Below are 25,423 nucleotides of genomic sequence, written 5' to 3' on the forward strand. Positions count from 1 at the left end.
ACGGACAGGAAGGTCAACGGGTTATGAGATGCTGGATGTGGAGGGATTATGACGCGCCCGACTGCTGTTGTGTGTGCCTATTCCAGCGTGGGGACCTCGGCCCTGCAGGGGCTGCTGGAGGCCGGGGTGGAGGTGAAGGCCCTGTACACCTACGCCCAGGGCGCCGACGAGCAATGGTTCACGCCTCCGGCGGCGGTGGCCGAGGCCCATGGGATCCCGGTCCGCATGGCCCCAGCCTTCAACGCGGATGGGGTATTCGAGGCCATCCGGGCGCACCGGCCCGACTTCCTCTTCAGCTTCTACTTCCGGGAGATGATCCAGGCGCGCTTCCTGGAGTTGCCGAGACTCGGGGCCTATAACCTGCACGGCAGCCTGCTACCGAAGTACCGGGGCCGGGCACCCATCAACTGGGTGCTGGTGAAGGGCGAGACCGAAACCGGCATCACCCTGCACGTCATGACGCCCAAGCCCGACGATGGCCACATCCTGGCCCAGGCCCGCCTCCCCATCGACTGGGACGAGACCGCCCTCAGCCTCACGCTGAAGGCGGCAGACGCCGGTCGGGGCCTTGTACGCGAGGCCATCCCGGGCCTGGTGGACGGGAGCCTTCCCCGCATCGACCAGAAGACCCTCGGACCCTCCACCTACTTTGGAGGCCGGAAGCCCGTCGACTCCCGCCTCGATTTCGCGATGACGGCTCAGGAGGCCTTCAACCAGATCCGGGCCGTGGCCGACCCCTGGCCCAACGCCTTCCTCGAGACCGCTTCGGGCACTGCCAAGGTGGGCTGGGCGCTGCCCACGGACCTGCCCTGCCCTCAGGGGCGCTTCCTCGCCCTGAGGGATGGTGTGCTGCTCGGCTTCGCGGACGGGGCCCTGCGCCTCCACACCCTCAAGGTGGAGGGGGCCCGGCTGGAGCGTCCCAGCGAGCAGACCCACGCCCTCAGGGCGCTCGGGATCAACGAAGGCTGAGCCAGTCTTCCCGGCCCTCGGGCCGCATTTGGCTCTGGCCTGGAATCCGGATATGCTGTCGCGCCCTCACGAGAAAAGGAAGTCCATGCGAAGCGTGATCACTGGAACCGGCGTCGGCCTGCCTCCGCACATCGTCACGAACGCGGCCCTGGCGGGGATCATGGACACCTCGGACGAGTGGATCCGAACCCGCAGCGGCATCCAGGAGCGGCGGTATGCGGAGCCGGGCCAGGGATCCACCGACCTGGGCGTGCTGGCCTCCCGGGCTGCCCTGGCCGATGCTGGGCTGGCGCCCGGCGACCTGGATGCCGTGGTCTTCGCCACCATGACGCCCGATCACGTCCTCCCCGGCGACGGCCCTCTGCTGCAGGCGGCACTGGGCCTCCGCACGGACCTCCCCACCTTCGACATCCGGCAGCAGTGCAGCGGCTTCCTCTACGGGCTGGAGCTGGCAGACCTGCTCATCCAGAGCGGCCGGTACCCGAAGGTCCTGCTGGTGGGAGCCGAGGTGCACACCGGATTCATGCCCTGGCACCTGGGATGGGATACGGTGATCGGCCGCTCGACGCGCGAGGTCACCGAAGCGGAAAAGGCCGAGAACACCGCCAGCCGGGACCGCACCGTCCTGTTCGGCGACGGGGCCGGCGCCGTGGTGATCGAGGCGCGGGACGGGGACCGCGGCCTCCTGAAGACGAAGCTCTTCACCGACGGCACCGGGGCCGGCGTGTTGACCATGCTGGGCGCCAGCTTCAAGCGCCGGCCCTTCGTGGATCGCGAGCAGATCGAAGCCGGCGAGACCCTCCCGGTGATGTCCGGCAAGGAGGTCTTCCGGTCCGCCGTGACCCTCATGCCCCAGGCGGTGCGGGAGGTCTGCGATGAAGGGGGCGTGACGGTGGCGGACCTGGACCTGGTGCTGGTCCACCAGGCGAACCTCCGCATCATCGAAGGTGTCCAGAAAGCCCTCGGCCTCCCGCCGGAGAAGGTGCCCCACAACATCGAGCGCTACGGCAACACCACCGCGGCCACCCTGCCCATCCTCTTCCACGAGTGCCGGCAGCAGGGCCTGGTTCGCCCCGGCGGCCTGGTGGCCTTCACGGCCCTGGGATCCGGCCTGCACTGGGGGGCGGCACTTTACCGGGCCTGATTGTCCGCCGCCCCGGCCGGGGCTAGAATCCTGGCAAACCCCGGAGTCCCCATGCGTGCCCTGACCTTCGGCGCCGCCCTGGCGCTGGTCCCCGCTCTCGTCCTGTCCGCAGGCACCCCCAGATCCCGCAAGCACTCGGGTGGCCCCGTGAAGACTGCCGGCGAGGCCAAGTCCATCGCCGAGCGCGAGACCGGCGGCCGGGCCGTCAGCGCCCGGCGCATCGCCCTGAATGGCGCCTCCGGGGGCTGGGAGGTGGACCTCCGCATGCCCGGCGAGGAGCGCGGCTGGCGCTGCATCATCGACAGCGACACCCACATGGTCCACAGCAAGGCCCGCATCGACCAGCCGGGCGCCAAGGGCAAGGCCGATGGCGCCGTCCGCATGGTCAAGGGAAGCCGCTGACGGGGGCTCCCCGACCTGCGGCGACCGTTCGCCGGTTTTTCCCATCGCGCGGTCTGTCCGGCTTGACAGCCCGGCCTAGAATCGTACGTGCGGCCGATGCCGCAAGGAGAACGACACATGGGTCTGATGGACTGGGGCAAAGCCCAATTCCTCGACATCCTCGAATGGCTGGATGATTCCAACGACACGCTGGCCTGGCGCTTCCCCATGCGCGGGCAGGAGATCCAGAACGGCGGCAAGCTGGTGGTGCGGGAAAGCCAGGAGGCCGTCTTCGTCAATGAGGGCCAACTGGCGGACGTGTTCAAGCCCGGCACGCACAACCTCACCACCCAGAACCTGCCCATCCTCGCCACGCTGAAGGGCTGGAAGTACGGCTTCGAGAGCCCCTTCAAGAGCGACGTCTACTTCATCTCCACCAAGCTCTATAACGACCTGAAGTGGGGCACATCGAACCCCATCATGATGCGCGATGCCGACTTCGGCATGCTGCGCATCCGGGCCTTCGGCATCTACTCCATCAAGGTGGTGGACAGCGGCACCTTCCTCAAGCAGCTGGTGGGCACCAACGGCGTCTACACCGTGCCCGACATCAGCGAGCAGCTCCGCAAGACCATCATGAGCCGCTTCACCGACACTTTGGGCGAAGCCAAGATCCCTGCCCTGGACCTGGCCGCCAAGTACGACGAGATCTCCGACCTGGTGAAGCAGAAGCTCCAGGACGAGTTCAAGACCATGGGCCTGGAGCTGTCGAAGTTCTTCGTGGAGAACATCAGCCTCCCCGAGGAAGTGGAAGCCATGATGGACAAGCGCACCGGCGTGGGCATGATGGCCCCCGTCATGGGCGCCTACACTCAGATGCAGGTGGCCGACAGCATTCCGCTGGCCGCCCAGAACCCCGGCGGCGTGGCCGGCATGGGCATGGGCGTGGGCCTGGGCTTCGGCATGGGCAACATGATGGGCCAGCAGATGACCGGGGCCGCCCAGCAGATGGGCCAGCAGGGCTTCCCCGCCGGCAGCGCCCCCGCCGCGCCTGCGGCTCCCGCCAAGTCGCTCAAGGACGAGCTGACCGAGCTCAAGGAGCTCTTCGACGGCCAACTCATCACCCAGGCGGAGTACGACACCCAGCGCGCCGCCATCATGAAGAAGCATGGAATGGGCAACTGAGTTCCGTTCTTCCCATCGGCAAAATCAAGGGCGGCCGGGGCCGCCCTTGATTTTGCAGCGGCTGAAAAGCGGCCTAATGGTGATGATCCGCCTCCACCTCATGCTGGTGGATGAACCGGTGGTGGTGGTGATCCGCCATCTCCCGGGTCTCAAAGTGGACGGTGAGGTGCCGGACGCCGTGGCGATCCCACAGCAGGCGCTCGATGCGCTCGAGGTGGGCCTCGGTATCCCCCAGCCGGTCCGCTTCCACGATGATGTGGGCCGTGGCGATGGTGAGGTGGCTGCACATCTTCCAGCTGCGGAAATCCTCCACGCCGAGGATGCCCGGCAGCGCCATCAGCTCCGCCTTCACGGACTCGTGCTCGAAGGCGGCACGGTGCATGAGGATGCCCACGGCGTCGCGGAGCAGCAGCACGGCCCCCCGGAGGATGACCACCAGGATCACCAGGGCGATGGCCGGGTCCACCCAGCGCCAGCCCGTGAGACGGATGAGGATCATGCTCCCCACCAGAGACACGCTGGTGAGGCTGTCGGCGAAGGCGTGCAGGTAGGCGGCGCGCAGGTTGGCGTCCCGCTCCAGCAGGCTGCGGTCCCGGGGCACCAGCACCACCGTGGCCGCGATGTTCAGCAGGAGGCCGATGCCCGAGAACACCAGCACCCAGCCGGTCTGGATGGGCACGGGATGACGGAATCGGGCCAGCGCCTCCCAGCCCACGGCTCCGGCGAGGAACAAGAGGAAACCCACGCCCACGAGGCTGTTGAACACCTCCAGGCGGTGCCAGCCGAAGGTCCAACGGTCGTCGGGATCCCGCCGGTTGGCCAGCCACAGGCTCAGGATGCCCAGGCTGTTCACCAGCACATCGTTCAGGTTCTCCAGGCTGTCGCTCACCAGACCGATGGACCCGGTCCACCACCCGCCGAGCCCCTGGAGAACGAAGCTGGCGAAGAAGATGCCGGCGCTCCAGGCCAGGCGCCCCGTGGTGCTGGGCCCGTGATGGTGGTGGTGATCCGACATCATTCGCCCCGGTACTGGGGTCTCCGCTTCTCCCGGAAGGCGGCCAGCCCTTCGAGCCGATCCTGGGTGGGGATGACCTGGGCGTAGCAGGCCTGCTCGAAGGCCAGGCCCGAGTCCCGGTCCATCTCGAGACCCCGGTTCACCGCCAGCTTGGCCATCCGAAGTGCCACGGGCCCGTTGGGGAGGATCTCCCGCGCCAAGGCCAGGGCCGCATCCAGGGCGCCGCCCGCGGGAACCACCCGGTCCACGATCCCCAGGCGCCCGGCCTCCTCCGCTCCGAGGCGGCGGGCCGTGAAGATCAGCTCCTTGGCGCGGGAAGCGCCGATGAGCCTCGGCAGGCGCTGGGTGCCTCCGGCGCCCGGGATGATCGCGAGGGAAGTCTCCACCAGGCCCAGCTTCGCCTCGGCCCCCGCCACGCGGAGGTCCGCCGCCAAGGCCAGCTCCAGCCCGCCGCCGAAGGCCACGCCCTCCAGCGCGGCGATGACTGGCATCGGCAGGTCCTCCAGCTCCGTGAAGGCGCTTCGCAGCCCCTGCACGAAGGCCGTGGCCTCGGCCTGGGACATGCCGGCCCGCTCCTTCAGGTCCGCCCCGGCGCAGAAGACGCCGGGCACCAGGCTGTGCACCACCACCACCCGGACCTCCGGGTCGAAGAGCAGATCCGCGAGAGCCTGGCGGAACTCCGCCATGAGCTGGCGGCCCAGCGCGTTCTTCGCCGCGGGGCGGTCCAGGCCCAGCAGGACCAGGCCCACATCGGCCCCCGCGAGGCGTTCGAGGCGGATCTCCATCAGCCCAGCTCGACGATGGAATCCCCCTCGTTCAGGAACTGGTCCGGGGTCACGAAGACCTTCTTGACCGTCCCCTCCTCGGGGCTCCCCACGGGAATCTGCATCTTCATCGACTCGATGATCACCAGATCCTGGTCCTCGCCCACGGAATCCCCTTCCGCGACGCAGACTTCCAGGACCTTCCCTGCCATCTCGGCCCGCACCAGCGCCATCCAACACCTCTCGAAAAGGACGATGGCCCCAGTGTAGCGGTCTGCCGTGTCATTCGTCCTTGTCGGAGTCGCCGATCACCACCAGGTCGTCATCCTCGTAGGCGAAGTCACCCTCCTCCATGAGGACCTCGCGGACCTTCCCGCACTCCGGAGCGTTGATGTAGAAGGCGGTGCGAGAGGCGTCCGTGCCCTCGAGGATCATCAGGGGCTCGTCCTCCTCCACCTCCTGGCCGGGGCGGACAAGGACGTCCACCACATAGCCCGGCCATTCCGCCCGCACGATCATGCTGCCTCCCCTTCGCCCATCCGCGACCTTGGCGGGGAGGTTATGGCGGACGGGCTTCCCGCGCAAGGGCCAGAAGCCGTTCTTTTCGTCACATGTCGGGTAGGCGATACTGGAGGGCTTGGAGGATGGAATGGCTGTCGCCTGTGGCATCGTGGGTCTCCCCAATGTGGGAAAGTCCACCCTTTTCAACGCCCTCACCCGTGCGGGCGCGGCTTCGGCCAACTACCCCTTCTGCACCATCGAGCCCAACACGGGCGTGGTGGATGTGCCGGATCCGCGCCTGGCGGCCCTGGCGGAGATCGTGAAGCCCCAGCGCATCCTGCCGGCGGCCCAGGAGTTCGTGGACATCGCGGGCCTGGTCCGCGGCGCCAGCAAGGGGGAGGGCCTGGGCAACGCCTTCCTGGGCCACATCCGTGAGACAGACGCCATCGTGCAGGTCGTCCGCTGCTTCGAGGACGGCAACGTCACTCACGTGGAGGGCGGTGTGAACCCCGAGCGGGACCTGAGCATCATCGAGACCGAGCTGGTGATCAAGGACCTGGACGCGGTCGAGAAGGGCCTGGAGCGCCACCGGAAGGTGGCCAAGACCGGCAACAAGGAATCCCAGGCCCTGGTGGCCGTGCTGGAGCGGGTCTTCGCTGCCCTGGACGGCGGCAAGTGGGCCCGGACGGCGGGCCTGTCCCCGGAGGACAAGGCCCTGATCAAGTCCTACGGCCTGCTCACCCTCAAGCCCACCCTCTTTGTGGGCAACATCGGGGAGGAGGACATCCGGAACCCCGAGGGCAACGCCCACTACCGGAAGCTGCAGGAGCTGGCCACCGAGCGCCAGGCGCCCTGCATTCCCATCTGCTCCAAGCTCGAGGCCGAGATCCAGGACCTGCCCGAGGAGGACCGCCCCCTGTTCCTGGAGGAGGCGGGTCTCTCCGAGCCGGGCCTGAACGTGCTCATCCACGCCAGCTACAACCTGCTGGGCCTTCAGACCTACTTCACCGCCGGGGTGAAGGAAGTTCGCGCCTGGACCATCCACAAGGGCGACACGGCCCCCCAGGCCGCCGGCGTCATCCACACGGACTTCGAGAAGGGCTTCATCCGCGCCCAGGTCATCGCCTACGAGGACTTCATCCAGTACCGCGGCGAGCAGGGCGCCAAGGATGCCGGCAAGATGCGCACGGAAGGCAAGGACTACGTCGTGAAGGACGGCGACCTGATGAACTTCCTCTTCAACGTCTGACCCGATCCCCGCCTCACTGAGCGGTGAGCGTTCCCACCGCCAGGACGAGTGGCCGTTTGACTCCCTGCCCATCCAGGTACTGGGAGGTTTTCTGGTCCGTGGGCACGAGGGATATCCGGCTTCCCGACAGGCAGCCTGTCTTCAGGTCCAGGGCCACGCTCAGGATCGGAGTGCTGCCGAGGGTGGCCGGCGGGGCGCCGGTCTGGAAGAGCCCTACCTGGAGGTCGTCCGTCCCCTGGGGTTGCCGGGAGGTGAACAGCGGTACGACGCCGAGGGTGAGGGCCGTCCCAGCCTTGGCGTGGGGATCCGTCCCCCCCGGAGCTCCCCAGGACGCCCGGGTGCCATCGCAGGTGAGGAACACGGCGACCCCCTGGGCCGGGGTACCCGCGGGCCCCATGAGGTTCAGCACCAGGTGGGACGTGTCGTTGGTGGTGGGATCCGCCTCCAGCCGGAAACCCGAGGAAACGGGGTTCGCATAGTGGAGCCGCGTCGCGGGGCCCGCAGGCTGGGGGGCCGAGCCGCCTCCTCCGCCGCCGCAGGAAACCACGGCCAGGGCGAGGAATGGAAACAGGAGTCCGAGAAGTCGGGAGCGGGTCCGGAGGCTCATGGCTGGATCCTCGGAAAGACGTCCATGAAGAGGGAGACGTCGGTGTCGTCGATGACCCCGTCACCGTTCAGATCCACTTTCGGATCGAAGGTGGCATCGCCAGTCCTGCTCCCGTAGGCCTTCGCCAGTTCCAGCATGTCCAGGACATCCACCGTGCCCGTGCCCAGGAAATCCAGAGTCTTCACGGGAATGGCCAGGGTGTCCGAGACCGTGCCTGAGTTACCCCAGTCCACCCGGAGGCTCAGGTCCCCGACCATGGCTGGCTCGATGGTGAAGGTGAGTGGGTTGCCGGAGAGCGACCACCGACCGCCACCATTCGAGACGAGCCAACCGACCCGCTGGTCGACGTCCCCCGTCACGGTCGCCGTGAAGGTCACGGTGGATCCCGCTACCACGGCCAGGGGCCTGGGGCTGATGGCCACGGATACCGCGCCATCAGGCTCGATGATCAGGAAGTAGTACGACGCGCTCCCGAAGGGCGTGGTCACCTGGATGCTTCCGGAGATGGCCATCGGGGGCACGGTAGCCGTGATCTGGGTGTCGCTGTCCACGGTGAAGGGGGCCGGCACCGCGGCGAAGCCCGCCATGCCCTGGAAGGCCACAGAAGTGCAGCCGGTGAGGCCGGAGCCAGTGAGCACCACGGAGGTGCCCCGCTTGCAGGACCTGGGACTGATGGACATGAGCAAAGGACGGAGCACCTGGAAGGAGGTCGAGCTGAGCCCTGATCCCCCGGGGGTGTTCACCAGGATCGGCCCGGTGGTCACCTGGTCGGATCCGAGCACGCTGGCCTTTGGGACCGTGGTGGCGATCTGGGTGTCGCTCTGAACGGAGAAGGGGGCATCGAGACCATTGAAGGCCACGTGAGTGGCCCCGGTGAACCCGGAGCCGGTGAGGATGACCGGATCTCCTGGATTTCCACTCGCGGGAGTGAAGGAGCTGATGACAGGCAGAGGCACGGGATCGGAGGGGTCCAGCACCACGGCGAAGTCGTCCAGACGCCAGAAAGAGGAGTTCACCATCCAATCGCAGTGGATCTTCACCTGCCGGCCCTTGAGGTCTCCAAGGCCGAAGCGGTCCTGCTTCCACAGCAAGTGCTTCGCCGAGAAACTGCTGGAGCCATAGGTCATCACGGGCCTCAGCAGCTGGCCGGTGGCGGCGTCGAGGATGGAGACGGACAGAGAGAAGAAGCCCGTCCCCCAGAGGCCGAGCCCGCTTCTGCCGTTAAGCCAGTAGCTCAGCAGCACGGAGCCCGGGCCCGAGGGGATGGTGAGGGTCTGATCGAGGGCCCCATTGAAGTCCCACTGCCCCGGACCACCCAGGAAGGCGTCCCACTGCCCCGTGCGGGCAGAGCTCTCCTGACGCCAGGGCGTGAAGTCGATGGGGGTACCCAGCTGAGTGGTGGCCGTCGTCCAGGCCGCCTGTCCGAGACCTCCCTCGAACCCCGGGTTGCCGAGCAGTTGTTGCTGGCCCGCCATGGACGGCACCACGACCGCGGGGCCGGAGGTCTGGACGGGGAGTCCTCCCACGGTGTTGGAGACCACCACGCGGTAGGCCCGACCCGACTCGACCCCGGTGAGATAGGGGAGCGTGTAGGCGGCCGAGCGCGCATCGGGGATGTCCTGCCCGTCCACCTGCCACTGGTAGGTGAATGGGGGGTAGCCCGTCGGAGTCGCCGAGAAGGTCAGAGGCTGCCCCAGCTTCGCCTGGGAGGATGACGCCATCGCCACGTCCGGCACGGTGGCCGCGGGATGGTCGGCGCTGAGATCCAGGACTTCGAACCCGTAGTTGGTGTAGGCCTTCCCGGCGTAGGTGAAGGTGGCGCCGTAGTTCATGGCCATGGGCATCCGGAACAGGCCGCCTGGGCGGCCTGGGGTGAGCCCCCAGCTGTTCAGCACGATCCAGAAGTGGTTGGCCGGGGTGGGATCGCTCTCGTCGTACCCGACGATGACCACCATGTGGGCCCCCCAGCGCTCATCCGGTGGCCCGGTCGGGCCCGTGACCGGCTCGGGCCACAGCACATCCTCGGCCTGGGTCTCCCACCACTCCTCGAACCCGCCGGCGCCCGAGAACTGCGTGATGAAGGAAAAGCCGACCACCTTGTGCTGGTCGAGCATGTTCTTGATGTTGGCGATGGCCGTGGCCTGGGATACTCCGGATGTCTGGACCGTCTTGCCCGAGACCGCCACGTGGGTGTAGGCCGGGGAGAGCTGGATGGCGGAGGTGGGGACGAGGCTCTGGGTGCACCGGGGATCGACGATCCCATCCACGTAGGCGGCATTGGCATTGCTCTCGGGGACCAGGAGTCCGGGCCCGTTCACGAGCTTGCAGTAGGTCGCGAGGTCACCGCCGTTCTGGAAGGTATAGGCGTCGGCCAGCGAATCGACGTACTGCACGGAGAGCCGGTCCGCGTACCCGTAGGCGACCTTGAGCGCCGTCTCCGACATGGCGGACGCGGCCCAGTTCCAGCAGTTTCCGTTGGCTCCCTGGTCCCGGGACGGCCCCCGGGTGGACACATCCTCCAGCCAGTCCACCCTGGTCGCGCTGCCTCCCGGCCCAGCCAGGGGAAGCGGGTGGATGTTCGCGAGGGGCTGTTCCCGGCGAGCCCGGTCCCAGGCTTCCACCTGGGCCGGATCCAGGGGCATGTAGCCGTGTCGCCGCGCCAGAGGGGGGAGGTCTTGCCGGGCCTGGGCCTCTGCTCCTGGGACTACACCCAGAAGCAGGCCCAGCAACAGCCTTCGGATGAGCCAATCCGCCCTGAGCCTGCCCATGATTCGACCCCACGATAAGGAGACATTCCCGACCTGGAAGGAGACAACAGGCTTTCAGCCTATCCGGTCGGACCCTTTTTTGCGCAGCGGGAGGCGAATTTTTTGCCCACTCCCTCACAAAGGGGAGTTCAGCGGGCCTCGATGGGCATGCGCCGCAGACGCTCCACCCGCACCTCCATGGGGGGATGGGTGGAGAAGAGGCTCATGAGGCCACCCCCGCTCAGGGGGTTCACGATCATCATGTGGGCCGTGGCGGGTTCGGCGGAGGCCATGGGCAGCTGCTGGTTGTAGGCCTGCAGGCGCTCCAGGGCCGAGGCCAGCATGTCCGGGCGGCCCGTGAGGTGGGCGCTGTAGTCGTCCGCCAGGTACTCCCGGGAGCGGCTCACGGCCATCTGGAGCAGGATGGCCGCCAGGGGCCCCAGGATCATGATGGCGATGCCCGCCAGGGGGTTGGAGCGGCCCTCCTCGTCGCGGGGCGAGATCCAGAAGGCCATGCGGGAGAGGAACATGATGGCCTGGGCCAGCACGGCCGCCAGGCTGCCGATGAGGATGTCCCGGTGCTTCACGTGGCCCAGCTCATGGCCGATGACCGCCTCCAGCTCCGGCCGGCTGAGGACGCGCATGATGCCCTCGGTCACGGCCACCACGGCGTGCTCGGGGTTCCGGCCGGTGGCGAAGGCGTTGGGGGTGTCCTCGGGGATGATGGCGATGCGGGGCGTGGGCAGGCCCGCCCGCTGGGCCAGGTTGGCCACGATGGCGTAGAGCTCCGGGGCCTCGGCCTGGTCCACCACCTTGGCGCCGTAGCTGGCCAGCACGATCTTGTCGGAGAAGAAGTAGCTCACCCCGTTCATCACGAGGCCGATGGCCAGGGCCAGCACCATGCCGGACTGTCCGCCGAAGTAATCGCCGATCCACACCAGCAGGCCCGTCATGGCCACGATGATGAGAAGGGTTTTCGCCTGGTTCATGAAGTTGCCTCCAGGTACCAGGATACGAAAGGGATCAAGAGCGCAGACGTGATGCCTGGGCCCTGCCCAGGCATCACGTGGGGGTCAAAGGGGGGACGTAGAGCGAGCCTTGGCGCGCGGACGGTCCCTCCTTTCATGACATGCGCTTCACGACCACCAGGGTCACGTCGTCCCGGAACCGGCCCTCCTCCAGGTGCTGGAAGGCCTCCACCAGCAGGGCCTCGAACAGCTCCTCCGCCCCCGCATGCGGGCGCCGCAGGACGACCTCGGCCAGGCGCCCGTCGCCCAGCTCCTCACCGGCGGCGTTTTCCGCCTCCACCAGGCCATCCGTGAAGATCACCAGCGCATCGCCCGGTTCCATGGAAGCCCGGCCCTCGGCGAAGGCGGCCCCGGGGAGCAGGCCCACCATGGGTCCTGTGGGGGCCAGCCGGACCACCTCGCCGCTGGCCCGCACCACCAGGGGCGGATTGTGCCCCCCGTTCACGAACCGGAGATCGCCGGTCAGGGGATTGAGGCTCGCGGCGAACAGGGTGGTGTAGCGGTTGCCGTCGCGCACGTCGTTCATGCGCCGGTTCAGGCGCTCCGCCAGCTTGCCCCAGTCCTGCACGCGCCGGCCCCCGAGGGCCCGGAGGAAGGCGGAGAGCTGGGTCATCATCAGGGAGGCGGGGAGGCCCTTGCCGGAGATGTCGCCCACGGCGATGTGGAGCCGCTCGCCCAGTTCCTCGTCGCGGGCCATCCACAGGTCGTAGAGGTCGCCGCCCACCGCCTGGTAGGGCAGGTTCGCGGCGGCGCACTGCCAGCCGCTGGGCTCGGGAAGCGCCTTGGGGAGGAGGCGGCGCTGGATGTCCCGGGCCAGGTCCAGGTCCTTCTCCAGGCGCTCGGCCTGGCGGCGGGCCTCCCGGAACTCCAGGTTCGACAGCTGGGAGGAGGTGAGGTTCAGCAGGGTGTGCAGGAAGACCTCATCGTCGTCCGACAGCTTCCCCACCGCTGGATCCGCCGCATAGGCGAAGCCGTGGCTGTGGTCCTGGTCCTGCAGCTCGACGGCGTGGACCAGACCCTTCGCCTCCACCAGCTCGTGGAGGGAATCGCCTTCCAGCACCCCCGGGACCGTGCCGAGCCCCTTCGCATGCAGCACGGTGCCCTGGGCGTCCACCACCAAGAGGCGCATGATCCGGAACTCGCCCATGAGCGTGTTGGCCATGAGCCGGACCAGATCCTGCCGGGTTTCCACCTGGCCCAGGTTGCGGGTGAGCTCGAACACCGTGTTCAGGCGGGAGAGCTGCAGGGCCAGGGCTTGGTTCTGGGAGCTGCGCACGGCCTCGGCCCGGCGCCAGGCCAGCAGGGGGGCGCTGATGGACAGCAGCAGCGGCACGGCTCCCGGCGGCTCCTCGGCGCGCAGGACCAGGTGGCCGTAGACCTCCTCGCCGTAGGCCCAGGGCAGGACCTGCCAACCCTCGCCCGGGTGGGTGGGGAAGGCCGGCGCCGCCCCCCGCAGGAACAGCCACTTGCCGCCGTCCCACAGGCCGCCCTGCCCCGCCTTGGCAATGCCCATCGCGGTGATGCCCACCAGGTGGACGAGGTCCTCCTCGGTGCCCTGGTCCGGAAAGGTCTCCAGGAAGTCGATGAGCGGGAGCAGCTCCTGGGCCCCTTCCGGGATCTTCAGCGCCAGCTGGCGGAGACGGTCGAAGGGGTTGGTCGGCATGGGGGCGGACCCGGCGTCAGTCCAGCTTCTTGATCAGGCAGCACTCGTTCCGGCCGGAGGCCTCGTCTGCCTTGAACCGCACCTCGTCCATGAACCGGCTCATGAGCAGCAGGCCGAGGCCGCCCTTCCGGGGGTGCTTGATGTACTCCTTGGGATCCGGCAAGACGATCTGGTCACCGCGGAGCCCCTGGCCTGAGTGGAGGATGTGGATCTCCAGAGCCTCCTCCGTGAACCGCAGTTCCAGCTCGACGCTGTGCTCCCCCTCCCCGTGGTAGGCGTGGAGGATCACGTTGGTCACGGCCTCGTCCACGGCGATGCTCACCTTGGCGGAGGTGGCGTCGTCGAGACCGGCCACCAGCGACGCCCGCTTGGCCAGGCCCGTCACCAGGTTCAGGTAGCGGGTCTGGCTCGGGATCACGAGTCGGAACTCGGCTGGCTCCATGCTGACCGCCACGCTCACCCCTTCCGCTCGGGCGCGACCGCGGCGAGTGCCTGGTCCTCATCGCCGAACACGCGGTAGAGCTGGGTGAAGCCGAGGGTGTCGAAGATGGTGAATACGTTCGGCTGGAGATCGGACAGGAGGATGTCCCCCTGGTGGTCCCGGACCGTCTCGATGAGGCCCATGATGGCCCCCAGGCCGGCCGAGCTGATGTAATGGAGATCCCTGCAGTTGAGGAGGATGGTGTACTGTCCGTCGCGGACCAGCCCCTCCAGGGCCGCCTCGAACTCGCGCACCGTGTGGGCGTTGATGAAACCGGCCGGAAGCAGGATCGCAACATCGCCGGCCTGTCTCATCGCAATGGAAAGATCCGCCATCCGCCATCTCCAAGGAACCTGGGCCATCCTATCGGTTCCCCAGGGCAAATACCAGCAGACGAGGTTCCCACCCGAACTTGGGATACCCTGGATCCGAACCTTTCACCCGAGTCCCCCATGAGCGCAGCCCGTCCTGAGGACCAGCCCATCCACGCCGCCCTCCGTGGTCTGGTGGAAAACTGGGTGAACCAGAAAAACCAGAGCCTGCTCGAGGAGGTCATCGCCACCTGGCAGCTGGCCATGGACCGGTTCCATCCCGACGATGCGCTGATCGAGAAGCTCCGCCAGGCCATCCCGGCCCAGGCCCCGACCGAAACGGAAGGGGGCGGGGCCCTGGGAGCCATGGCCGCCTTCTCCTCCGCCCTCGATCTGGTCGAGGGTGCCCCCTCCCAGAGTGACCTTCTGAAGCGCCTTCTGGACGGCCTGGAGCCCCTGGTGGAGCGCAGCGCCCTCTTCATCGTCAAGCAGGGGCTGGCCTCCCTGTACGCCCATCGCGGCTTCGAGGCGGGTGCCCCCCTGCAACCGGGCGCTGTGGTGCCGCCTCCGGACCTGGAGTCCGTGATCCAGGGCCTGGGCCGATCCCTGAGGAAGAAGGGCGCCGGCTATTCGGCTCTCCTCTCGGTGCTCAGCTCCTACGAAGCCTCGGACTTCGTGGTCCTGCCCCTGCGCCACAAGCGGAAGACCGTGGCCCTGCTGCTCGTGGATAGCGGCCTGCGCCAGAAGATCGACCACCCCGAGCTGGTCCGGGCCCTCGTGCTGGCGGCCTCGGCCGCCCTGGGAGGCCTGGCGGCCGGGAAGGATGAGCCCGCCCACGCCCTGCCTCCCCCTCCGCCATCGGCCCAGCCTCCCTCGGCCCTGCCGCCATCAGCCCTACCCCCGGCTTCGCCCCAACCGCTGCCGCCCCTCCCCAGCAGCCACTCGAGCGCCCCCACGCAGATGGTGCCCGAGCCCATCGAAGCCCCCGCATTGATGGACCTGGACCCCAAGACCCGGGCCGCCGCCGAGCGACTGGCGCGGGTCCTGGTGGGTGACGTGGAGCTCTATTTCCCGACGAAGGTCGCCCAGGCCCAGACCCACGGCAACCTGTACGGGTTGCTCCGGGAGGAGCTCGAGCGGAGCCGCGCCACCTTCGTGGAGCGCTTCGGAGAAGATGTCGAGGCCCATCACCGGATTTTCACCAGCACGGTCGTGAGCCAGTTATGCGAAGGCGATGCGTCCAAGCTGGGGCCGGCCCCCTGGGCCTGAGGTCGCCCGCCATAAGAAGTGACAACGGGATCAGAGTCTGGTAGAACCTTGTTCCTTTGGGCATGGGCGAGGAACAAGTCAATGGCGGATCTCGGCAAGAAGTTCACGTGTTTCCAGTGCGCGACGAAGTTCTACGACTTCGGCAAGCCGGAGGCGGTCTGTCCCAAGTGCGGTGCGAACCAGAAGGCCGCTCCGGCCAAGCCGCGCGCCGTGAAGAAGGAGAAGAGCGTCCACGTCATCGAGGACGACTTCACCGCCGAGCCTGAGGCCGAGAACCTCGAGGAGACCTTCAACGAGAGCGGCGTGCCCCTTGAGCGGGGCCGTGGCGAGGGCTTCGACCCCGGCGACCTGCGCATGGACGACTACGACGAGTAGGCGAACCCCGCCGGATCGCGAGACAGGCTGCTAAATGCAGCCTGGCGAGCGAGGATCCGGCGAGCGGTGAGCATAGCAATCAGGTTGGCCTCCGTCTCAATCGTGGGCAGGCTGCTCCTCGCAGCCTGACGAGCGATGCGGCGAGCGGTGAGCATAATGTCCAGGTGAGCACAACCGCCCCCTCTCCTCTCATCGATCGCCACACCCACCTGGAGGGCGCCCTGGATCCCGTCTGGGTCCGAGGCGAAGCGGCGCGCCGCGGGCTGGCGTTGCCGGGACCGCTGGAAACCCTGTGGTCCGGCGGCGCCGTGCCCTTCGATGGGTTCATCGAGGCCTTCCTCTTCGGCGCCGCGCTGCTGGACAGCCGGGAGGCCGTCCGTGAGGCGGTGCGGGCGGTGGTCCGGCGGACGCAGGCCTGCGGCGGGTCGGGGTTCGATCTCTGGGCCTCGCCCCACTTCCTCGTGGTCCACCGCGGCCAGATCACCCTCGACGCCTTCTGGCGGGGGGTGGAGGACGGCCTGGCCGAGGCCGCGGCCCAGGGTGTCTGCGGCTGCGTGGTGGTGGACGCCGTGAACCACTTCGGCCCCAAGCATGGCCAGGCGGTCCTCGACCTGGTGCTGCCGGAGCTGCCGCTCTTCGTGAAGGGCTTCTCCACGGGCGGCCTGGAGGGCAGCCCCTTCCGCGATTGGGCCGCTGTCTTCGACCGGGCCCGGGCCGCAGGCCTGCGCCTCGCCGCCCACGCGGGCGAGAACGGACCGGGCTCGAACGTGCGCGAGGCCGTGCTGGAGGGTGGCGTGGCCCGCATCGTCCACGGCATCCGCGCTGACGACGCCACCCTGGACCTCCTGGCGGAGCGGGGCATCCCCGTGGACATCTGCCCCACCTCCAACGCAGCCCTGGCCGCCGACGTGACGCCCCACCCCCTGCCCCGGATGCTGAGGGCCGGCGTGCGCTGCGCCCTGGGCACGGACGACCCCGGCGTGGCCCCCTGCGACCTCGGCACCGAGACCGCCGCAGCCCAGGCCATGGGCCTGGATGCCACCGCCCTGGAGACCCTCCGCCGGAACGGGGCCGAGGATGCCTGGTGCCTCCGTGGCTGACCGAACCCAGGGGTCGAAGCCAGGGGGGTCTTCCCGGTAGACCCGCATGCCCTCCTCGCCGGATCCTCGCTCCATGGCCTGCCCCGCAGGCCATTCCGCGATCCGGCGGTCGGCCCAGTGCGCGCCCGACCCCGGCCTCCGCGAGCGAGGCGAGCGGGAGGACGCGCCGGGGCGCGTCCGATAGGCCACGGGCGGAGCTGGATAGAGCCTTCAGCATCCGGCGCTCTATCCAGCCAACCCGGGGGTCGAAGCGCCCGGAGCTTCCAGGTAGACTAGGGGATTCGGTGCGCGCCCATAGCTCAGCTGGATAGAGCATCAGGCTTCGAACCTGAGGGTCGGGCGTTCGAGTCGCTCTGGGCGCACCACCGGCAATGACAATTCGGAAACCCTGCGAGCGTGGCGGAACTGGTAGACGCACTGGATTTAGGTTCCAGCGGTTCACACCGTGTCGGTTCGAGTCCGACCGTTCGCACCACTTCGCATGACCCCCGCATCACACGGAGCATCCATGTCCGCCACCCTGCATCACCAGTCCCCCACCCGCAAGGCCGTCGAAGTGACGGTGCCCGCCGCCGAGGTGAGCGCCACCTTCAACGAGGTGGTGGCCAAGATCGCCCCGAAGGTCCGCATCCCCGGGTTCCGCCCCGGCAAGGCCCCCCGGCCCGTCCTGATGCAGCGCTACGCCCGTGAGATCCAGTCCGACGTAGCCCAGCAGCTGGTGGAGAAGCACTTCTGGAAGGCCGCCCAGGAAGCCGGCGCCCTGCCCATCTCCCATCCCTCCCTGGAGAAGCTGGACCTGAAGGAGGGCGCCGACGCCGTCTTCCGCGCCCAGTTCGACGTGGCGCCCGAGGTGGCCCTGCCGGACTACAAGGCGATGGCCCTCACCAAGAAGAAGCGGGCCATCGACGAGGCCGCCGTGGCCGAGCACCTGGAGGGCCTCCGCCAGCGGGCCACCAAGCTCCTGCCCGTGGAGGACGCCGCCGTGGCCGAGGGCCTCGTCGTCACCTGCGATATCCGCGTGAAGCCCCAGGGCCTCAAGGCCCAGACCTACCAGGACCAGGTGCTGGAGATTGACGGCAAGCGCCCCTTCGACGCCCAGATCCTCGGCATGAAGGTCGACGAGAAGAAGGCCTTCAACCTCACCCACCCGGACGACGACGCCAACAAGGTCCTCGCCGGCAAGACCCTGGCCTACGAGGTGCAGGTCAAGGACATCCGCCGCAAGGAGGTGCCCGTCCTGGGCGATGACTTCGCCAAGGACATGGGCGCCTTCGAGAACCTGGAGGCCCTGAAGGCCGCGGTGAAGAAGGACCTGGAGGAGGCCTCCGAACGCGACGCCGTGGCCCGCCTCCACGCCAACATGCTCGACACCCTGCTGGAGGCCGCGCCCTTCGAGGTGCCCCGCTCCATGGTGGCCCTGCAGCTCGATGACTACTGCCAGGAGTTCGCCCAGCACGTAGCCCGCCAGGGCATGGACCCCAAGAAGGTGAACTGGCAGGGCTACCGCCAGTACCGCCTCAACGACGCCGAGCGCGCCGTCCGCAGCGGCTACCTGCTCCAGGCCATCGGCAACGCCGAGAGCATCGAAGTGCCTGAGGCGGACATCGACGCCGAGATCCGGACCTTCATGGCCGAGAACCAGGTGCAGCAGCCCTTCGAGGCCTTCAAGGCCGAGCTGGAGCGCCGCGGCAACACCACCGAGATCAAGGGCCGCCTCCGCACCGACCGCATCTTCACCCACCTGCTCGCCACCGCCAAGGTCACGGAGGAGCAGCTGGACAAGGCGGCCTTCGAGGCCCTGGTCGAGCTGGAGCGCAAGCGCGAGGCGGGCCTGCCCGTGAACCGCTTCGACGCCGGCGGCCTGGAGGGCGGCGACCTGGAAGGCCAGGAGGGCGGCGAGCCCGCCGCCGTGGCCCCCGCCGGCCACGTCCACGGCCCCGACTGCGACCACGACCATGATCACGGCCACGGCCACAGCCACGAGGAGGAGGCCGCTCCGGCCAAGAAGCCCGCGGCGAAGAAGGCCGCGGTGAAGGCCGAGCCCGAAGCCGAGGAGAAGCCCAAGAAGGCCGCGAAGAAGGACGAGCCCGTCGCGGAGAAGCCCAAGAAGGCCGCCGCCAAGAAGGATGAGCCCGCCGAGGACAAGCCCAAAGCCAAGAAGCCCGCGGCCAAGAAGTAGCGGTCTGCGCAGACCACCCAGAGAAGGCGCCCCATGGCGCCTTCTTGCTATCCTGATGAGCCAGCCGGAGGGCCCATGCCCAGCAGCTACTATCCCCCCATCGTCATCGAGCAGACGCCGCGCGGCGAACGCAGCTACGACATCTATTCGCGCCTGCTGAAGGACAACATCATCTTCCTGGGCACGGCCATCGATGACAACGTGGCCAACGCCATCGTGGCCCAGATGCTCTTCCTCGAGAGCGAGGACCCGGACAAGGACATCCAGATCTACATCAACAGCCCCGGCGGGAGCGTCACCGCGGGCCTGGCCATCTACGACACCATGCAGTTCGTGAAGAATGACATCGTCACCTACTGCATCGGCCAGTGCGCCTCCATGGGCGCCCACCTGCTGGCGGCCGGCACCCGGGGCAAGCGCTTCGCCCTGCCCAACGCCCGCATCATGATCCACCAGCCCTCGGGCGGCGCCCAGGGCCAGGCCACCGAGATCGAGATCACCTTCAAGGAGATCCAGCGCCTGAAGGAGAACCTGGCCGCCACCTTCGCCAAGCACACGAACCAGCCCCTGAAGAAGGTCATGAAGGACATGGACCGCGACTACTTCATGGGCGCCGAGGAGGCCCTGGAATACGGCATCGTCGACAAGGTCCTCTCCGAGCGGCCCGCCTGATGAACACCAGCCTGTCCGCCCTTCCCGCCTTCGAACACCTGGCGCGGATCCCGCTCTACGTCCCCGGCAAGCCCATCCAGGAGGTCCAGCGCGAGCTGGGCCTCACGTCCATCGTCAAGCTGGCCTCCAACGAGAATCCCTGGGGCCCCACCGACGCGGTGAAGGCCCGCGTGGCCGCGGTCATCTCGGGGTCCGAGTTCGAGGGCCTCGGTCTCTACCCCGTGAGCGACGGCTACTACCTCCGCCAGCGCATCGCGGCGCGCAAGGGCCTTTCCCTCGACCGCGTGGTGCTGGGCAACGGCAGCAGCGAGATCCTGGAGATGGTGGCCAAGGCCGCCTTCCTGGACGGCGGCAGCTCCGTCATCCCGAAGCACAGCTTCGCCATCTACGGCATCGCCACCCAGACCGCCGGCGGGCGCGTCATCGAATCCCGGGCCTCGGCCACGGAGCTCGACGCCGATGACATCCTGCGATCGGTGGCGGAGGACACCCGCCTCGTCTACCTCGGCAATCCCAACAACCCCACGGGCATCCGCCTGGAGCGGGCCGCCCTGGAGCGCCTGGTGCGCGACCTGCGCGAGGACATCGTGCTGGTGGTGGATCAGGCCTACGCCGAGTACGAGGACCCGGCCACGTACCCGGATGCCGCGGCCTACCTGGATCAGCGCCCGAACCTGCTGGTGCTGCATACCTTCTCCAAGATCCACGCCCTGGCCGGGCTGCGCATCGGCTACGGCCTCGGGTCCAAGGAGATGATGGGCTTCCTGGAGCGGGTGCGCAGCCCCTTCAACACCAACCACCTGGCCCAGGCCGCCGCGGAAGTGGCCGTGCAGGACCTGGCCTTCGAAGCCTTCTCCCGCCAGAAGAACACCGAGGCCCGCGCGACCTTCGTGGCGGAAGCCGCGAAGCACCGCTGCCAGACCTCGGGCACTTCAGGTAACTTCATCCTCCTGGAGACCGTCTTCCCGGCCGCCGAGCTGTTCAAGGAGCTGCTCCAGCGCGGCGTGATCGTGCGGCCCATGCAAGGCTATGGCCTGCCCAACCACATCCGCGTGACCTTCGGGAAGCCCGAGGAGATGGAAGCCTTCTGGAAGGCTGCCGGGCCGTTGCTCGACGGCGGCTGCTGATTGGGCTCAGTTCTGGACGAGATTGAGCGACTGCGCGCCTTGCTCACGCAAGGCGCGCATGTGGAATGCAGGGAGGGTCTGGCGCGGCTGCGGGACCGCTACCGCGCTGAGCCCGGGGCCTTCGATGCTGGAGCCATCGCGGCACTGAAAGGCTTGGCGGCTGGACTGGGGGCCCCGCCGGATCTGGAATCCGCCCTCAAGACCACCTTCGGCTACGCCTCCTTCCGGCCCGGGCAGCGGGCCATCATCGAGGCGGTCATGGCAGGCCGCGACGTGGTGGGCATCATGCCCACGGGCGCCGGCAAGTCCCTCACCTTCCAGCTGCCCGCGCGGCTGCTGGGCGGCGTGACGCTGGTGGTGTCGCCCCTCATCGCCCTCATGAAGGACCAGGTGGACGCGCTGACCGAGGCCGGGCTCCGCGCCACCTTCCTCAACTCCAGCCTCGATGCGGAGGCCCGCCGCGAGCGCATCCGCGCCCTCAAGAATGGCGAGCTGGAGCTGGTGTACGCGGCGCCCGAGGGCCTCGAGCTCTACCTCGCCGACCTGCTCCGCGAAGTGGACCTGCGCCTCATCGCCGTGGACGAGGCCCACTGCATCAGCCACTGGGGCCATGACTTCCGCCCCGCCTACCGCACCCTTGCCGGCCTCAAGCAGCGCTTCCCGGGCGTGCCCGTCCTGGCCCTCACGGCCACGGCCACGCCCGAGGTGCGCCGCGACATCGCGGAACAGCTGGAGATGCGGAAGCCGGTCGAGGTGCAGGGCTCCTTTTTCCGATCCAACCTGCGCATCAGCGCCTACCGCAAAGGCGCCGAGGGCCTGCCGCCGGTGCGCGAGGCCCTGCTGCGGCTCGTGCTGGCGCGGCGCGGCGAGAGCGGCATCATCTACTGCCTGTCGCGCAAGGCCGTGGAGTCCACGGCGGCCTTCCTGCGCGAGGAAGGCGTCCTCGCCGCCGCCTACCATGCGGGCATGGACGCCGCGGCGCGCTCCGCGGCCCAGGAAGCTTTCCAGCGGGATGACGTGGATGTCATCGTCGCCACCGTCGCCTTCGGCATGGGCATCGACAAGAGCAACATCCGCTACGTCATCCACCGCGACATGCCCAAGAGCGTGGAGGGCTGGTACCAGGAGATCGGCCGCGCGGGCCGTGACGGCGCAGATGCGGACTGCGTCATGTTCTACGGCTGGGGCGACGTGCTGAGCTACGACCGCTTCACGGACGGCCTGGAGGCGGGCCTGGCCCAGGCCCAGCAGCGGCAGACCCGGGACCTCTTCCGCCTGGCGGATGCCACCCGCTGCCGCCACCAGGCCTTGCTGGCCCATTTCGGGGAGCGCATGGAGCCCTGCGGGGCGTCCTGCGATGTCTGCTCCGGGGCGGACCCGCTGGAAGCCGCGCCGAAACCCGGCAAGGCCAAGCGCGGCTCGCCGCGCGGCACGCGCCCGGCGCTGCCCGAGGGACCGGTGGACGGCGAAGAGGCGCTCTACCGGGACTTGAAGATCCTCCGGAAACGGCTGGCCGATGCGAAGGGCGTGCCCGCCTACGTGATCTTCAGCGACGCCACCCTCCAGCAGATGGCCCGCTTCCAGCCCGCCACCGAGGCGGAATTCCTGGCCCTGAGCGGCGTCGGGCCGAAGAAGCTCCAGCAGTACGGCGAGGCCTTCCTCCATCTGCTGCGCGTAAAGATGATCTAATGGTAACCTTCCAGTAGCCTGGGCCTCTGTCACAACCTGGAACGCCCCCTGTTGATATCAAAGGAGATAAGGCCTCCTCGGCCCCGCTCTGTCTTGCGGCTGATCCCGGAGGAATTTAGGGTGGAACGAGGCATTGCCCACTCGGGTGTCATTTGTCTTTTCCCCCACGTCGCGGAGGTGGATCCATGAGCTTGAAAGAACGCATCAGAGACCTCGCCAGGCTCTGCTTCCAGCTGGGGAACAACTGGATCACCCTGCTGGGCGTGGCCCTGACGACCAGCTCGGCCTTCACGCTCGTCTGGTTCTGGTTCATGGAACTGACCAGCCCCCGGGCCGTCCACCCCTACGTCGGCATCCTGCTGTTCCTCGCCCTTCCCGCCATCTTCCTCGTGGGCCTGGTCCTCATCCCCGTGGGCATCCTCCGGATGCGCCGCCAGCGCCGCCTGTCGGGCGAGGCTCCCACGCCCCTGCAGAAGGTGGACTTCACCCAGCCTGGCATCCGCCGCCTGCTGCTGGTGGTGGGCGCCCTCACCTTCATCAACGTCGGCATTCTCGGCACCGCCGGCCTCAAGGGCGTGGAGTACATGGACTCCAACCGCTTCTGCGGCCTCACCTGCCACACGGTGATGAGCCCCGAGTACACCGCCTTCCTGAACTCGCCCCACTCCCGCGTGGGCTGCGCCCAGTGCCACATCGGCCACGGCGCCCCCGCCCTGGTGCGCGCCAAGATCTCCGGCACGCGGCAGCTCTTCGCGGTGGCTTTCGGCACCTACTCGCGTCCCATCCCGAGCCCGGTCGAGCACCTGCGCCCCGCCCGGGAGACCTGCGAACAGTGCCACTGGCCCCAGAAGTTCACGGACGACAAGCTGCTGATCCGCACCAAATACGCCGATGACGAGGCCAACACCCCCTCCACCAGCATCCTCCTGCTGAAGATCGGCGGGCACACGCCGAACGGCACCACGGGCATCCACGGCCGCCACCTCGACGCCATGGAGCGCATCAGCTACATCAGCACGGACCACCGCCGCCAGGAGATCCCCAAGGTCACCTACCGCGACGACAACGGCCAGCTTGTGGAGTACGTCACCGACGACTACAAGAAGCTCACGCCCGACCAGCTGGCCAAGGCCACCGAGCGCAAGATGGACTGCATCGACTGCCACAACCGGCCCACCCACACCTTCGAGCTGCCCGATCGCGCCGTGGACAAGTCCATGGCCAAGGGCCTCATCGCCACGGACCTGCCTTACATCAAGAAGAAGGCGGTGGAGCTGCTGAAGGTCGAGTACGCCAGCCAGCAGGAGGCGGGCTCGAAGATCGTCCTCGGCATCAACGAGTTCTACCGCACCACCTACCCCGACGTGTTCAAGCACAAGCGGGCCCAGGTGGACGCCGCGGCCGAGGCCGTGAAGGCCATCTACCTGCGGAACGTGTTCCCCGAGATGAAGCTCACCTGGGGCACGCACCCGAACAACATCGGCCACGAGGAGGCCGTGGGCTGCTTCCGCTGCCACGACGGCAGCCACACCGCCGCCGACGGCCGCACCATCAAGGGCGACTGCGACACCTGCCACACGCTCCTGGCCCAGGACGAGAAGGATCCCAAGGTCCTCAAGGACCTCGGCATGAAGTAATGGCAAGGGCGTGAGCGGTCCCGCAGAATGAAGGCATGACCGCTTCCGCCCTTCCCCTGATCGCGATCGACGGCCCGTCCGGCGTGGGAAAGTCCACCACAGCCCGACGGGCCGCCGCGCGTCTGGGCTGGCAGTACCTCGACACCGGCGCCATGTACCGCGCCGCCACGCTGGCCCTCCAGCGCGCGGGGCTGTCCCTGGAGGACCGCCCTGCGCTGGAGCGCCTCCTGGCGGGCCTGGACCTCGCCCAGGAGGGCACGCGCATCTTCCTCGCCGGTGAGGACGTCAGCGAGGCCATCCGCAGCCAGGAGGTCACGCGTGGGGTGACGCCTGTCAGCGCGGATGCCCGCGTGCGCGAGGTGCTCGTCGAGCAGCAGCGCCGCGTCGGCGCCTCCGGCCGCTGGGTGGTGGACGGCCGCGACATCGGCACGGTGGTCTTCCCCCACGCCTGCTGCAAGATCTTCCTCACCGCCAGCCCCGAGGCCCGCGCCCGGCGGCGCTTCCTCGAACTGGAGGCCAAGGGCCAGGCTCCCCTCTTCGAGGATGTGCTCGCGGACCAGCGCCGGCGCGACGAGGCCGACAGCACCCGCGCCGTGGCGCCCCTTCGCAAGGCCGCGGATGCCGTGGAGCTGGATTCCAGCGCCATGACCCTCGACCAGGTGGTGGACTGGATCGTGGCAAGGCACCTGGCGCACCCATGATGCCTCTCCTGGAACCGCTGGCCGAAGCCTGGGAGGCCGAGTGGCAGCCCGTGGGGACCGCCGCCCTGGCCGGCGTCTCCCTGGGCTTCTTCCTGCTCGCCGCTCTGGCGGTCCGCTCCGACCAGGGCTGGATCCCGCTGCTGGACGGCGTGAACCTGGTGTTCCACGAAGCCGGCCATCCCATCTTCGGCATCCTGGGCTGGGAGGTCCTGACCATCCTCGGCGGGACCTTCATGCAGCTGCTGGCGCCCCTGCTCGCGCTCGGGACCTTCTGGCTGCGCCGGGATGCGGTGGGAACCTCGGTCACGGGCATCTGGGCGTTCGAAAACCTCCTGAACATCGCGCGCTATGTGGCGGATGCCCGGGCGCAGGTCCTCCCGCTGGTAGGCGGGGGCGAGCATGACTGGGCCACGCTGCTGGGGCGCTGGGGCCTGCTGGCCCAGGACACCGCGCTGGCCCGCGGGCTCTTGGTCCTGGGCTGGCTGGGCATGGTGGCCTGCTGGGCCTGGCTGGCCTGGCAGTGGCGCCGGAGCCGGTCAGAGAAGGCCTAGGAACCCACGCGGTCATGTCGTTCTCACCTCAGAAAAACGGGCGCCTCCTGGCGCCCGTTTTTCTGAGGTGAGCACGAA

At 68.4% G+C, this 25,423-nt stretch carries 25 protein-coding genes and 2 tRNA genes; 17 read left to right on the top strand and 10 right to left on the bottom strand.

The features are described 5' to 3' along the window. The first annotated feature begins 48 nt into the window (after positions 1–48). From MLE42_RS09345 to MLE42_RS09360, 4 genes are all read left to right on the top strand, one after another. Entirely contained in the window at positions 49–969 is a 921-nt protein-coding gene (locus MLE42_RS09345) for a formyltransferase family protein (protein WP_243287615.1), read from the top strand. Between the two features lie 85 nt (positions 970–1,054). Continuing rightward, a complete protein-coding gene (locus MLE42_RS09350; protein WP_243287616.1) occupies positions 1,055–2,113 on the top strand; it encodes a 3-oxoacyl-ACP synthase III family protein in 1,059 nt (352 codons plus the stop codon). A gap of 51 nt (positions 2,114–2,164) precedes the next feature. Continuing rightward, positions 2,165–2,515: a hypothetical protein gene (locus tag MLE42_RS09355; RefSeq protein WP_243287617.1), complete on the top strand. Its 351-nt coding sequence runs from the start codon at positions 2,165–2,167 to the stop codon at positions 2,513–2,515. A gap of 117 nt (positions 2,516–2,632) precedes the next feature. Beyond that, complete coding sequence (locus MLE42_RS09360; RefSeq protein ID WP_243287618.1) at positions 2,633–3,679, top strand: SPFH domain-containing protein; 1,047 nt, start codon at positions 2,633–2,635, stop codon at positions 3,677–3,679. Positions 3,680–3,752: 73 nt separating this feature from the next. On the opposite strand, the gene MLE42_RS09365 is transcribed toward MLE42_RS09360, so the two are convergent. From MLE42_RS09365 to MLE42_RS09380, 4 genes are read right to left on the bottom strand one after another with little or no spacing between them, the layout of a single operon-like run. Further along, on the bottom strand, positions 3,753–4,694 hold the full coding sequence (locus MLE42_RS09365; RefSeq protein ID WP_243287619.1) for a cation diffusion facilitator family transporter: 942 nt from the start codon (positions 4,692–4,694) through the stop codon (positions 3,753–3,755). Then, complete coding sequence (locus MLE42_RS09370) at positions 4,694–5,479, bottom strand: enoyl-CoA hydratase-related protein (protein ID WP_243287620.1); 786 nt, start codon at positions 5,477–5,479, stop codon at positions 4,694–4,696. Before MLE42_RS09370 ends, MLE42_RS09365 begins: the two co-directional genes overlap by 1 nt. Continuing rightward, the gene (locus MLE42_RS09375) at positions 5,479–5,691 is read right to left on the bottom strand and encodes an acyl-CoA carboxylase biotin carboxyl carrier protein subunit (protein WP_243287621.1); all 213 of its coding nucleotides are present in this window, start codon (positions 5,689–5,691) and stop codon (positions 5,479–5,481) included. The genes MLE42_RS09370 and MLE42_RS09375 overlap by 1 nt, the downstream gene beginning before the upstream one ends. 49 nt (positions 5,692–5,740) lie before the next feature. Next, a complete protein-coding gene (locus MLE42_RS09380) occupies positions 5,741–5,977 on the bottom strand; it encodes an acyl-CoA carboxylase biotin carboxyl carrier protein subunit (protein WP_243287622.1) in 237 nt (78 codons plus the stop codon). Positions 5,978–6,107: 130 nt separating this feature from the next. On the opposite strand from MLE42_RS09380, the gene ychF reads away from it, so the two are divergent. Beyond that, positions 6,108–7,208, top strand: coding sequence for a redox-regulated ATPase YchF (ychF, locus tag MLE42_RS09385; RefSeq protein ID WP_243287623.1), 1,101 nt, complete (start codon positions 6,108–6,110; stop codon positions 7,206–7,208). 13 nt (positions 7,209–7,221) lie between these two features. On the opposite strand, the gene MLE42_RS09390 is transcribed toward ychF, so the two are convergent. From MLE42_RS09390 to MLE42_RS09415, 6 genes are all read right to left on the bottom strand, one after another. Then, on the bottom strand, positions 7,222–7,815 hold the full coding sequence (locus MLE42_RS09390; RefSeq protein ID WP_243287624.1) for a hypothetical protein: 594 nt from the start codon (positions 7,813–7,815) through the stop codon (positions 7,222–7,224). Continuing rightward, positions 7,812–10,457 carry an IPT/TIG domain-containing protein gene (locus MLE42_RS09395; RefSeq protein WP_243287625.1) on the bottom strand — a complete coding sequence of 882 codons (2,646 nt, stop codon included), beginning with the start codon at positions 10,455–10,457 and terminating at the stop codon, positions 7,812–7,814. The genes MLE42_RS09390 and MLE42_RS09395 overlap by 4 nt, the downstream gene beginning before the upstream one ends. A 254-nt stretch (positions 10,458–10,711) precedes the next feature. Then, positions 10,712–11,551 carry a zinc metalloprotease HtpX gene (gene htpX / locus MLE42_RS09400; RefSeq protein ID WP_243287626.1) on the bottom strand — a complete coding sequence of 280 codons (840 nt, stop codon included), beginning with the start codon at positions 11,549–11,551 and terminating at the stop codon, positions 10,712–10,714. A 133-nt stretch (positions 11,552–11,684) separates the two neighbouring features. Then, positions 11,685–13,253: a PP2C family protein-serine/threonine phosphatase gene (locus MLE42_RS09405; protein WP_243287627.1), complete on the bottom strand. Its 1,569-nt coding sequence runs from the start codon at positions 13,251–13,253 to the stop codon at positions 11,685–11,687. A gap of 16 nt (positions 13,254–13,269) precedes the next feature. Then, positions 13,270–13,695: an ATP-binding protein gene (locus tag MLE42_RS09410; protein WP_243287628.1), complete on the bottom strand. Its 426-nt coding sequence runs from the start codon at positions 13,693–13,695 to the stop codon at positions 13,270–13,272. A 14-nt stretch (positions 13,696–13,709) separates the two neighbouring features. Next, positions 13,710–14,069: an STAS domain-containing protein gene (locus MLE42_RS09415; RefSeq protein WP_243287629.1), complete on the bottom strand. Its 360-nt coding sequence runs from the start codon at positions 14,067–14,069 to the stop codon at positions 13,710–13,712. Positions 14,070–14,186: 117 nt separating this feature from the next. On the opposite strand from MLE42_RS09415, the gene MLE42_RS09420 reads away from it, so the two are divergent. From MLE42_RS09420 to MLE42_RS09475, 12 genes are all read left to right on the top strand, one after another. Beyond that, positions 14,187–15,314 (top strand): hypothetical protein, encoded by a 1,128-nt coding sequence (locus MLE42_RS09420; RefSeq protein ID WP_243287630.1) that lies wholly within the window; start codon positions 14,187–14,189, stop codon positions 15,312–15,314. Between the two features lie 81 nt (positions 15,315–15,395). After that, positions 15,396–15,689 (top strand): FYDLN acid domain-containing protein, encoded by a 294-nt coding sequence (locus MLE42_RS09425; RefSeq protein WP_243287631.1) that lies wholly within the window; start codon positions 15,396–15,398, stop codon positions 15,687–15,689. A gap of 164 nt (positions 15,690–15,853) precedes the next feature. Continuing rightward, positions 15,854–16,789: an adenosine deaminase family protein gene (locus tag MLE42_RS09430; RefSeq protein ID WP_243287632.1), complete on the top strand. Its 936-nt coding sequence runs from the start codon at positions 15,854–15,856 to the stop codon at positions 16,787–16,789. A 288-nt stretch (positions 16,790–17,077) separates the two neighbouring features. Beyond that, positions 17,078–17,154 (top strand) — tRNA-Arg (locus tag MLE42_RS09435). Positions 17,155–17,179: 25 nt separating this feature from the next. After that, positions 17,180–17,264 (top strand) — tRNA-Leu (locus MLE42_RS09440). 33 nt (positions 17,265–17,297) lie between these two features. Continuing rightward, positions 17,298–18,968, top strand: a complete 1,671-nt coding sequence (gene tig, locus MLE42_RS09445; protein ID WP_243287633.1) for a trigger factor — start codon at positions 17,298–17,300, stop codon at positions 18,966–18,968. A 75-nt stretch (positions 18,969–19,043) separates the two neighbouring features. Then, positions 19,044–19,640, top strand: coding sequence for an ATP-dependent Clp endopeptidase proteolytic subunit ClpP (clpP, locus tag MLE42_RS09450; protein WP_243287634.1), 597 nt, complete (start codon positions 19,044–19,046; stop codon positions 19,638–19,640). Next, positions 19,640–20,767, top strand: a complete 1,128-nt coding sequence (gene hisC, locus MLE42_RS09455; protein WP_243287635.1) for a histidinol-phosphate transaminase — start codon at positions 19,640–19,642, stop codon at positions 20,765–20,767. The genes clpP and hisC overlap by 1 nt, the downstream gene beginning before the upstream one ends. A gap of 60 nt (positions 20,768–20,827) precedes the next feature. Beyond that, positions 20,828–22,456 carry a RecQ family ATP-dependent DNA helicase gene (locus MLE42_RS09460; protein WP_243287636.1) on the top strand — a complete coding sequence of 543 codons (1,629 nt, stop codon included), beginning with the start codon at positions 20,828–20,830 and terminating at the stop codon, positions 22,454–22,456. Positions 22,457–22,641: 185 nt separating this feature from the next. Next, positions 22,642–24,093: a NapC/NirT family cytochrome c gene (locus MLE42_RS09465; RefSeq protein ID WP_243287637.1), complete on the top strand. Its 1,452-nt coding sequence runs from the start codon at positions 22,642–22,644 to the stop codon at positions 24,091–24,093. A gap of 35 nt (positions 24,094–24,128) precedes the next feature. After that, a complete protein-coding gene (gene cmk, locus MLE42_RS09470; RefSeq protein WP_243287638.1) occupies positions 24,129–24,794 on the top strand; it encodes a (d)CMP kinase in 666 nt (221 codons plus the stop codon). Beyond that, positions 24,791–25,345, top strand: coding sequence for a hypothetical protein (locus MLE42_RS09475; RefSeq protein ID WP_243287639.1), 555 nt, complete (start codon positions 24,791–24,793; stop codon positions 25,343–25,345). Before cmk ends, MLE42_RS09475 begins: the two co-directional genes overlap by 4 nt. Positions 25,346–25,423: the final 78 nt, after the last annotated feature.

This window comes from Geothrix terrae (assembly GCF_022808775.1).
GTDB lineage: Bacteria > Acidobacteriota > Holophagae > Holophagales > Holophagaceae > Geothrix > Geothrix terrae.

Bases quoted from the DNA above. Each gene is read 5' to 3' on its own strand.
- htpX (WP_243287626.1), bottom strand. From the start codon at position 11,551: ATGAACCAGGCGAAAACCCTTCTCATCATCGTGGCCATGACGGGCCTG.
- ychF (WP_243287623.1), top strand. From the start codon at position 6,108: ATGGCTGTCGCCTGTGGCATCGTGGGTCTCCCCAATGTGGGAAAGTCC.
- tig (WP_243287633.1), top strand. From the start codon at position 17,298: ATGTCCGCCACCCTGCATCACCAGTCCCCCACCCGCAAGGCCGTCGAA.
- MLE42_RS09345 (WP_243287615.1), top strand. From the start codon at position 49: ATGACGCGCCCGACTGCTGTTGTGTGTGCCTATTCCAGCGTGGGGACC.
- MLE42_RS09350 (WP_243287616.1), top strand. From the start codon at position 1,055: ATGCGAAGCGTGATCACTGGAACCGGCGTCGGCCTGCCTCCGCACATC.
- hisC (WP_243287635.1), top strand. From the start codon at position 19,640: ATGAACACCAGCCTGTCCGCCCTTCCCGCCTTCGAACACCTGGCGCGG.
- MLE42_RS09405 (WP_243287627.1), bottom strand. From the start codon at position 13,253: ATGCCGACCAACCCCTTCGACCGTCTCCGCCAGCTGGCGCTGAAGATC.
- MLE42_RS09360 (WP_243287618.1), top strand. From the start codon at position 2,633: ATGGGTCTGATGGACTGGGGCAAAGCCCAATTCCTCGACATCCTCGAA.
- MLE42_RS09395 (WP_243287625.1), bottom strand. From the start codon at position 10,457: ATGCCCCTGGATCCGGCCCAGGTGGAAGCCTGGGACCGGGCTCGCCGG.
- MLE42_RS09375 (WP_243287621.1), bottom strand. From the start codon at position 5,691: ATGGCGCTGGTGCGGGCCGAGATGGCAGGGAAGGTCCTGGAAGTCTGC.
- clpP (WP_243287634.1), top strand. From the start codon at position 19,044: ATGCCCAGCAGCTACTATCCCCCCATCGTCATCGAGCAGACGCCGCGC.
- MLE42_RS09415 (WP_243287629.1), bottom strand. From the start codon at position 14,069: ATGGCGGATCTTTCCATTGCGATGAGACAGGCCGGCGATGTTGCGATC.
- MLE42_RS09370 (WP_243287620.1), bottom strand. From the start codon at position 5,479: ATGGAGATCCGCCTCGAACGCCTCGCGGGGGCCGATGTGGGCCTGGTC.
- MLE42_RS09420 (WP_243287630.1), top strand. From the start codon at position 14,187: ATGAGCGCAGCCCGTCCTGAGGACCAGCCCATCCACGCCGCCCTCCGT.
- MLE42_RS09355 (WP_243287617.1), top strand. From the start codon at position 2,165: ATGCGTGCCCTGACCTTCGGCGCCGCCCTGGCGCTGGTCCCCGCTCTC.
- MLE42_RS09365 (WP_243287619.1), bottom strand. From the start codon at position 4,694: ATGTCGGATCACCACCACCATCACGGGCCCAGCACCACGGGGCGCCTG.
- MLE42_RS09390 (WP_243287624.1), bottom strand. From the start codon at position 7,815: ATGAGCCTCCGGACCCGCTCCCGACTTCTCGGACTCCTGTTTCCATTC.
- MLE42_RS09465 (WP_243287637.1), top strand. From the start codon at position 22,642: ATGAGCTTGAAAGAACGCATCAGAGACCTCGCCAGGCTCTGCTTCCAG.
- cmk (WP_243287638.1), top strand. From the start codon at position 24,129: ATGACCGCTTCCGCCCTTCCCCTGATCGCGATCGACGGCCCGTCCGGC.
- MLE42_RS09410 (WP_243287628.1), bottom strand. From the start codon at position 13,695: ATGGAGCCAGCCGAGTTCCGACTCGTGATCCCGAGCCAGACCCGCTAC.
- MLE42_RS09475 (WP_243287639.1), top strand. From the start codon at position 24,791: ATGATGCCTCTCCTGGAACCGCTGGCCGAAGCCTGGGAGGCCGAGTGG.
- MLE42_RS09380 (WP_243287622.1), bottom strand. From the start codon at position 5,977: ATGATCGTGCGGGCGGAATGGCCGGGCTATGTGGTGGACGTCCTTGTC.
- MLE42_RS09425 (WP_243287631.1), top strand. From the start codon at position 15,396: ATGGCGGATCTCGGCAAGAAGTTCACGTGTTTCCAGTGCGCGACGAAG.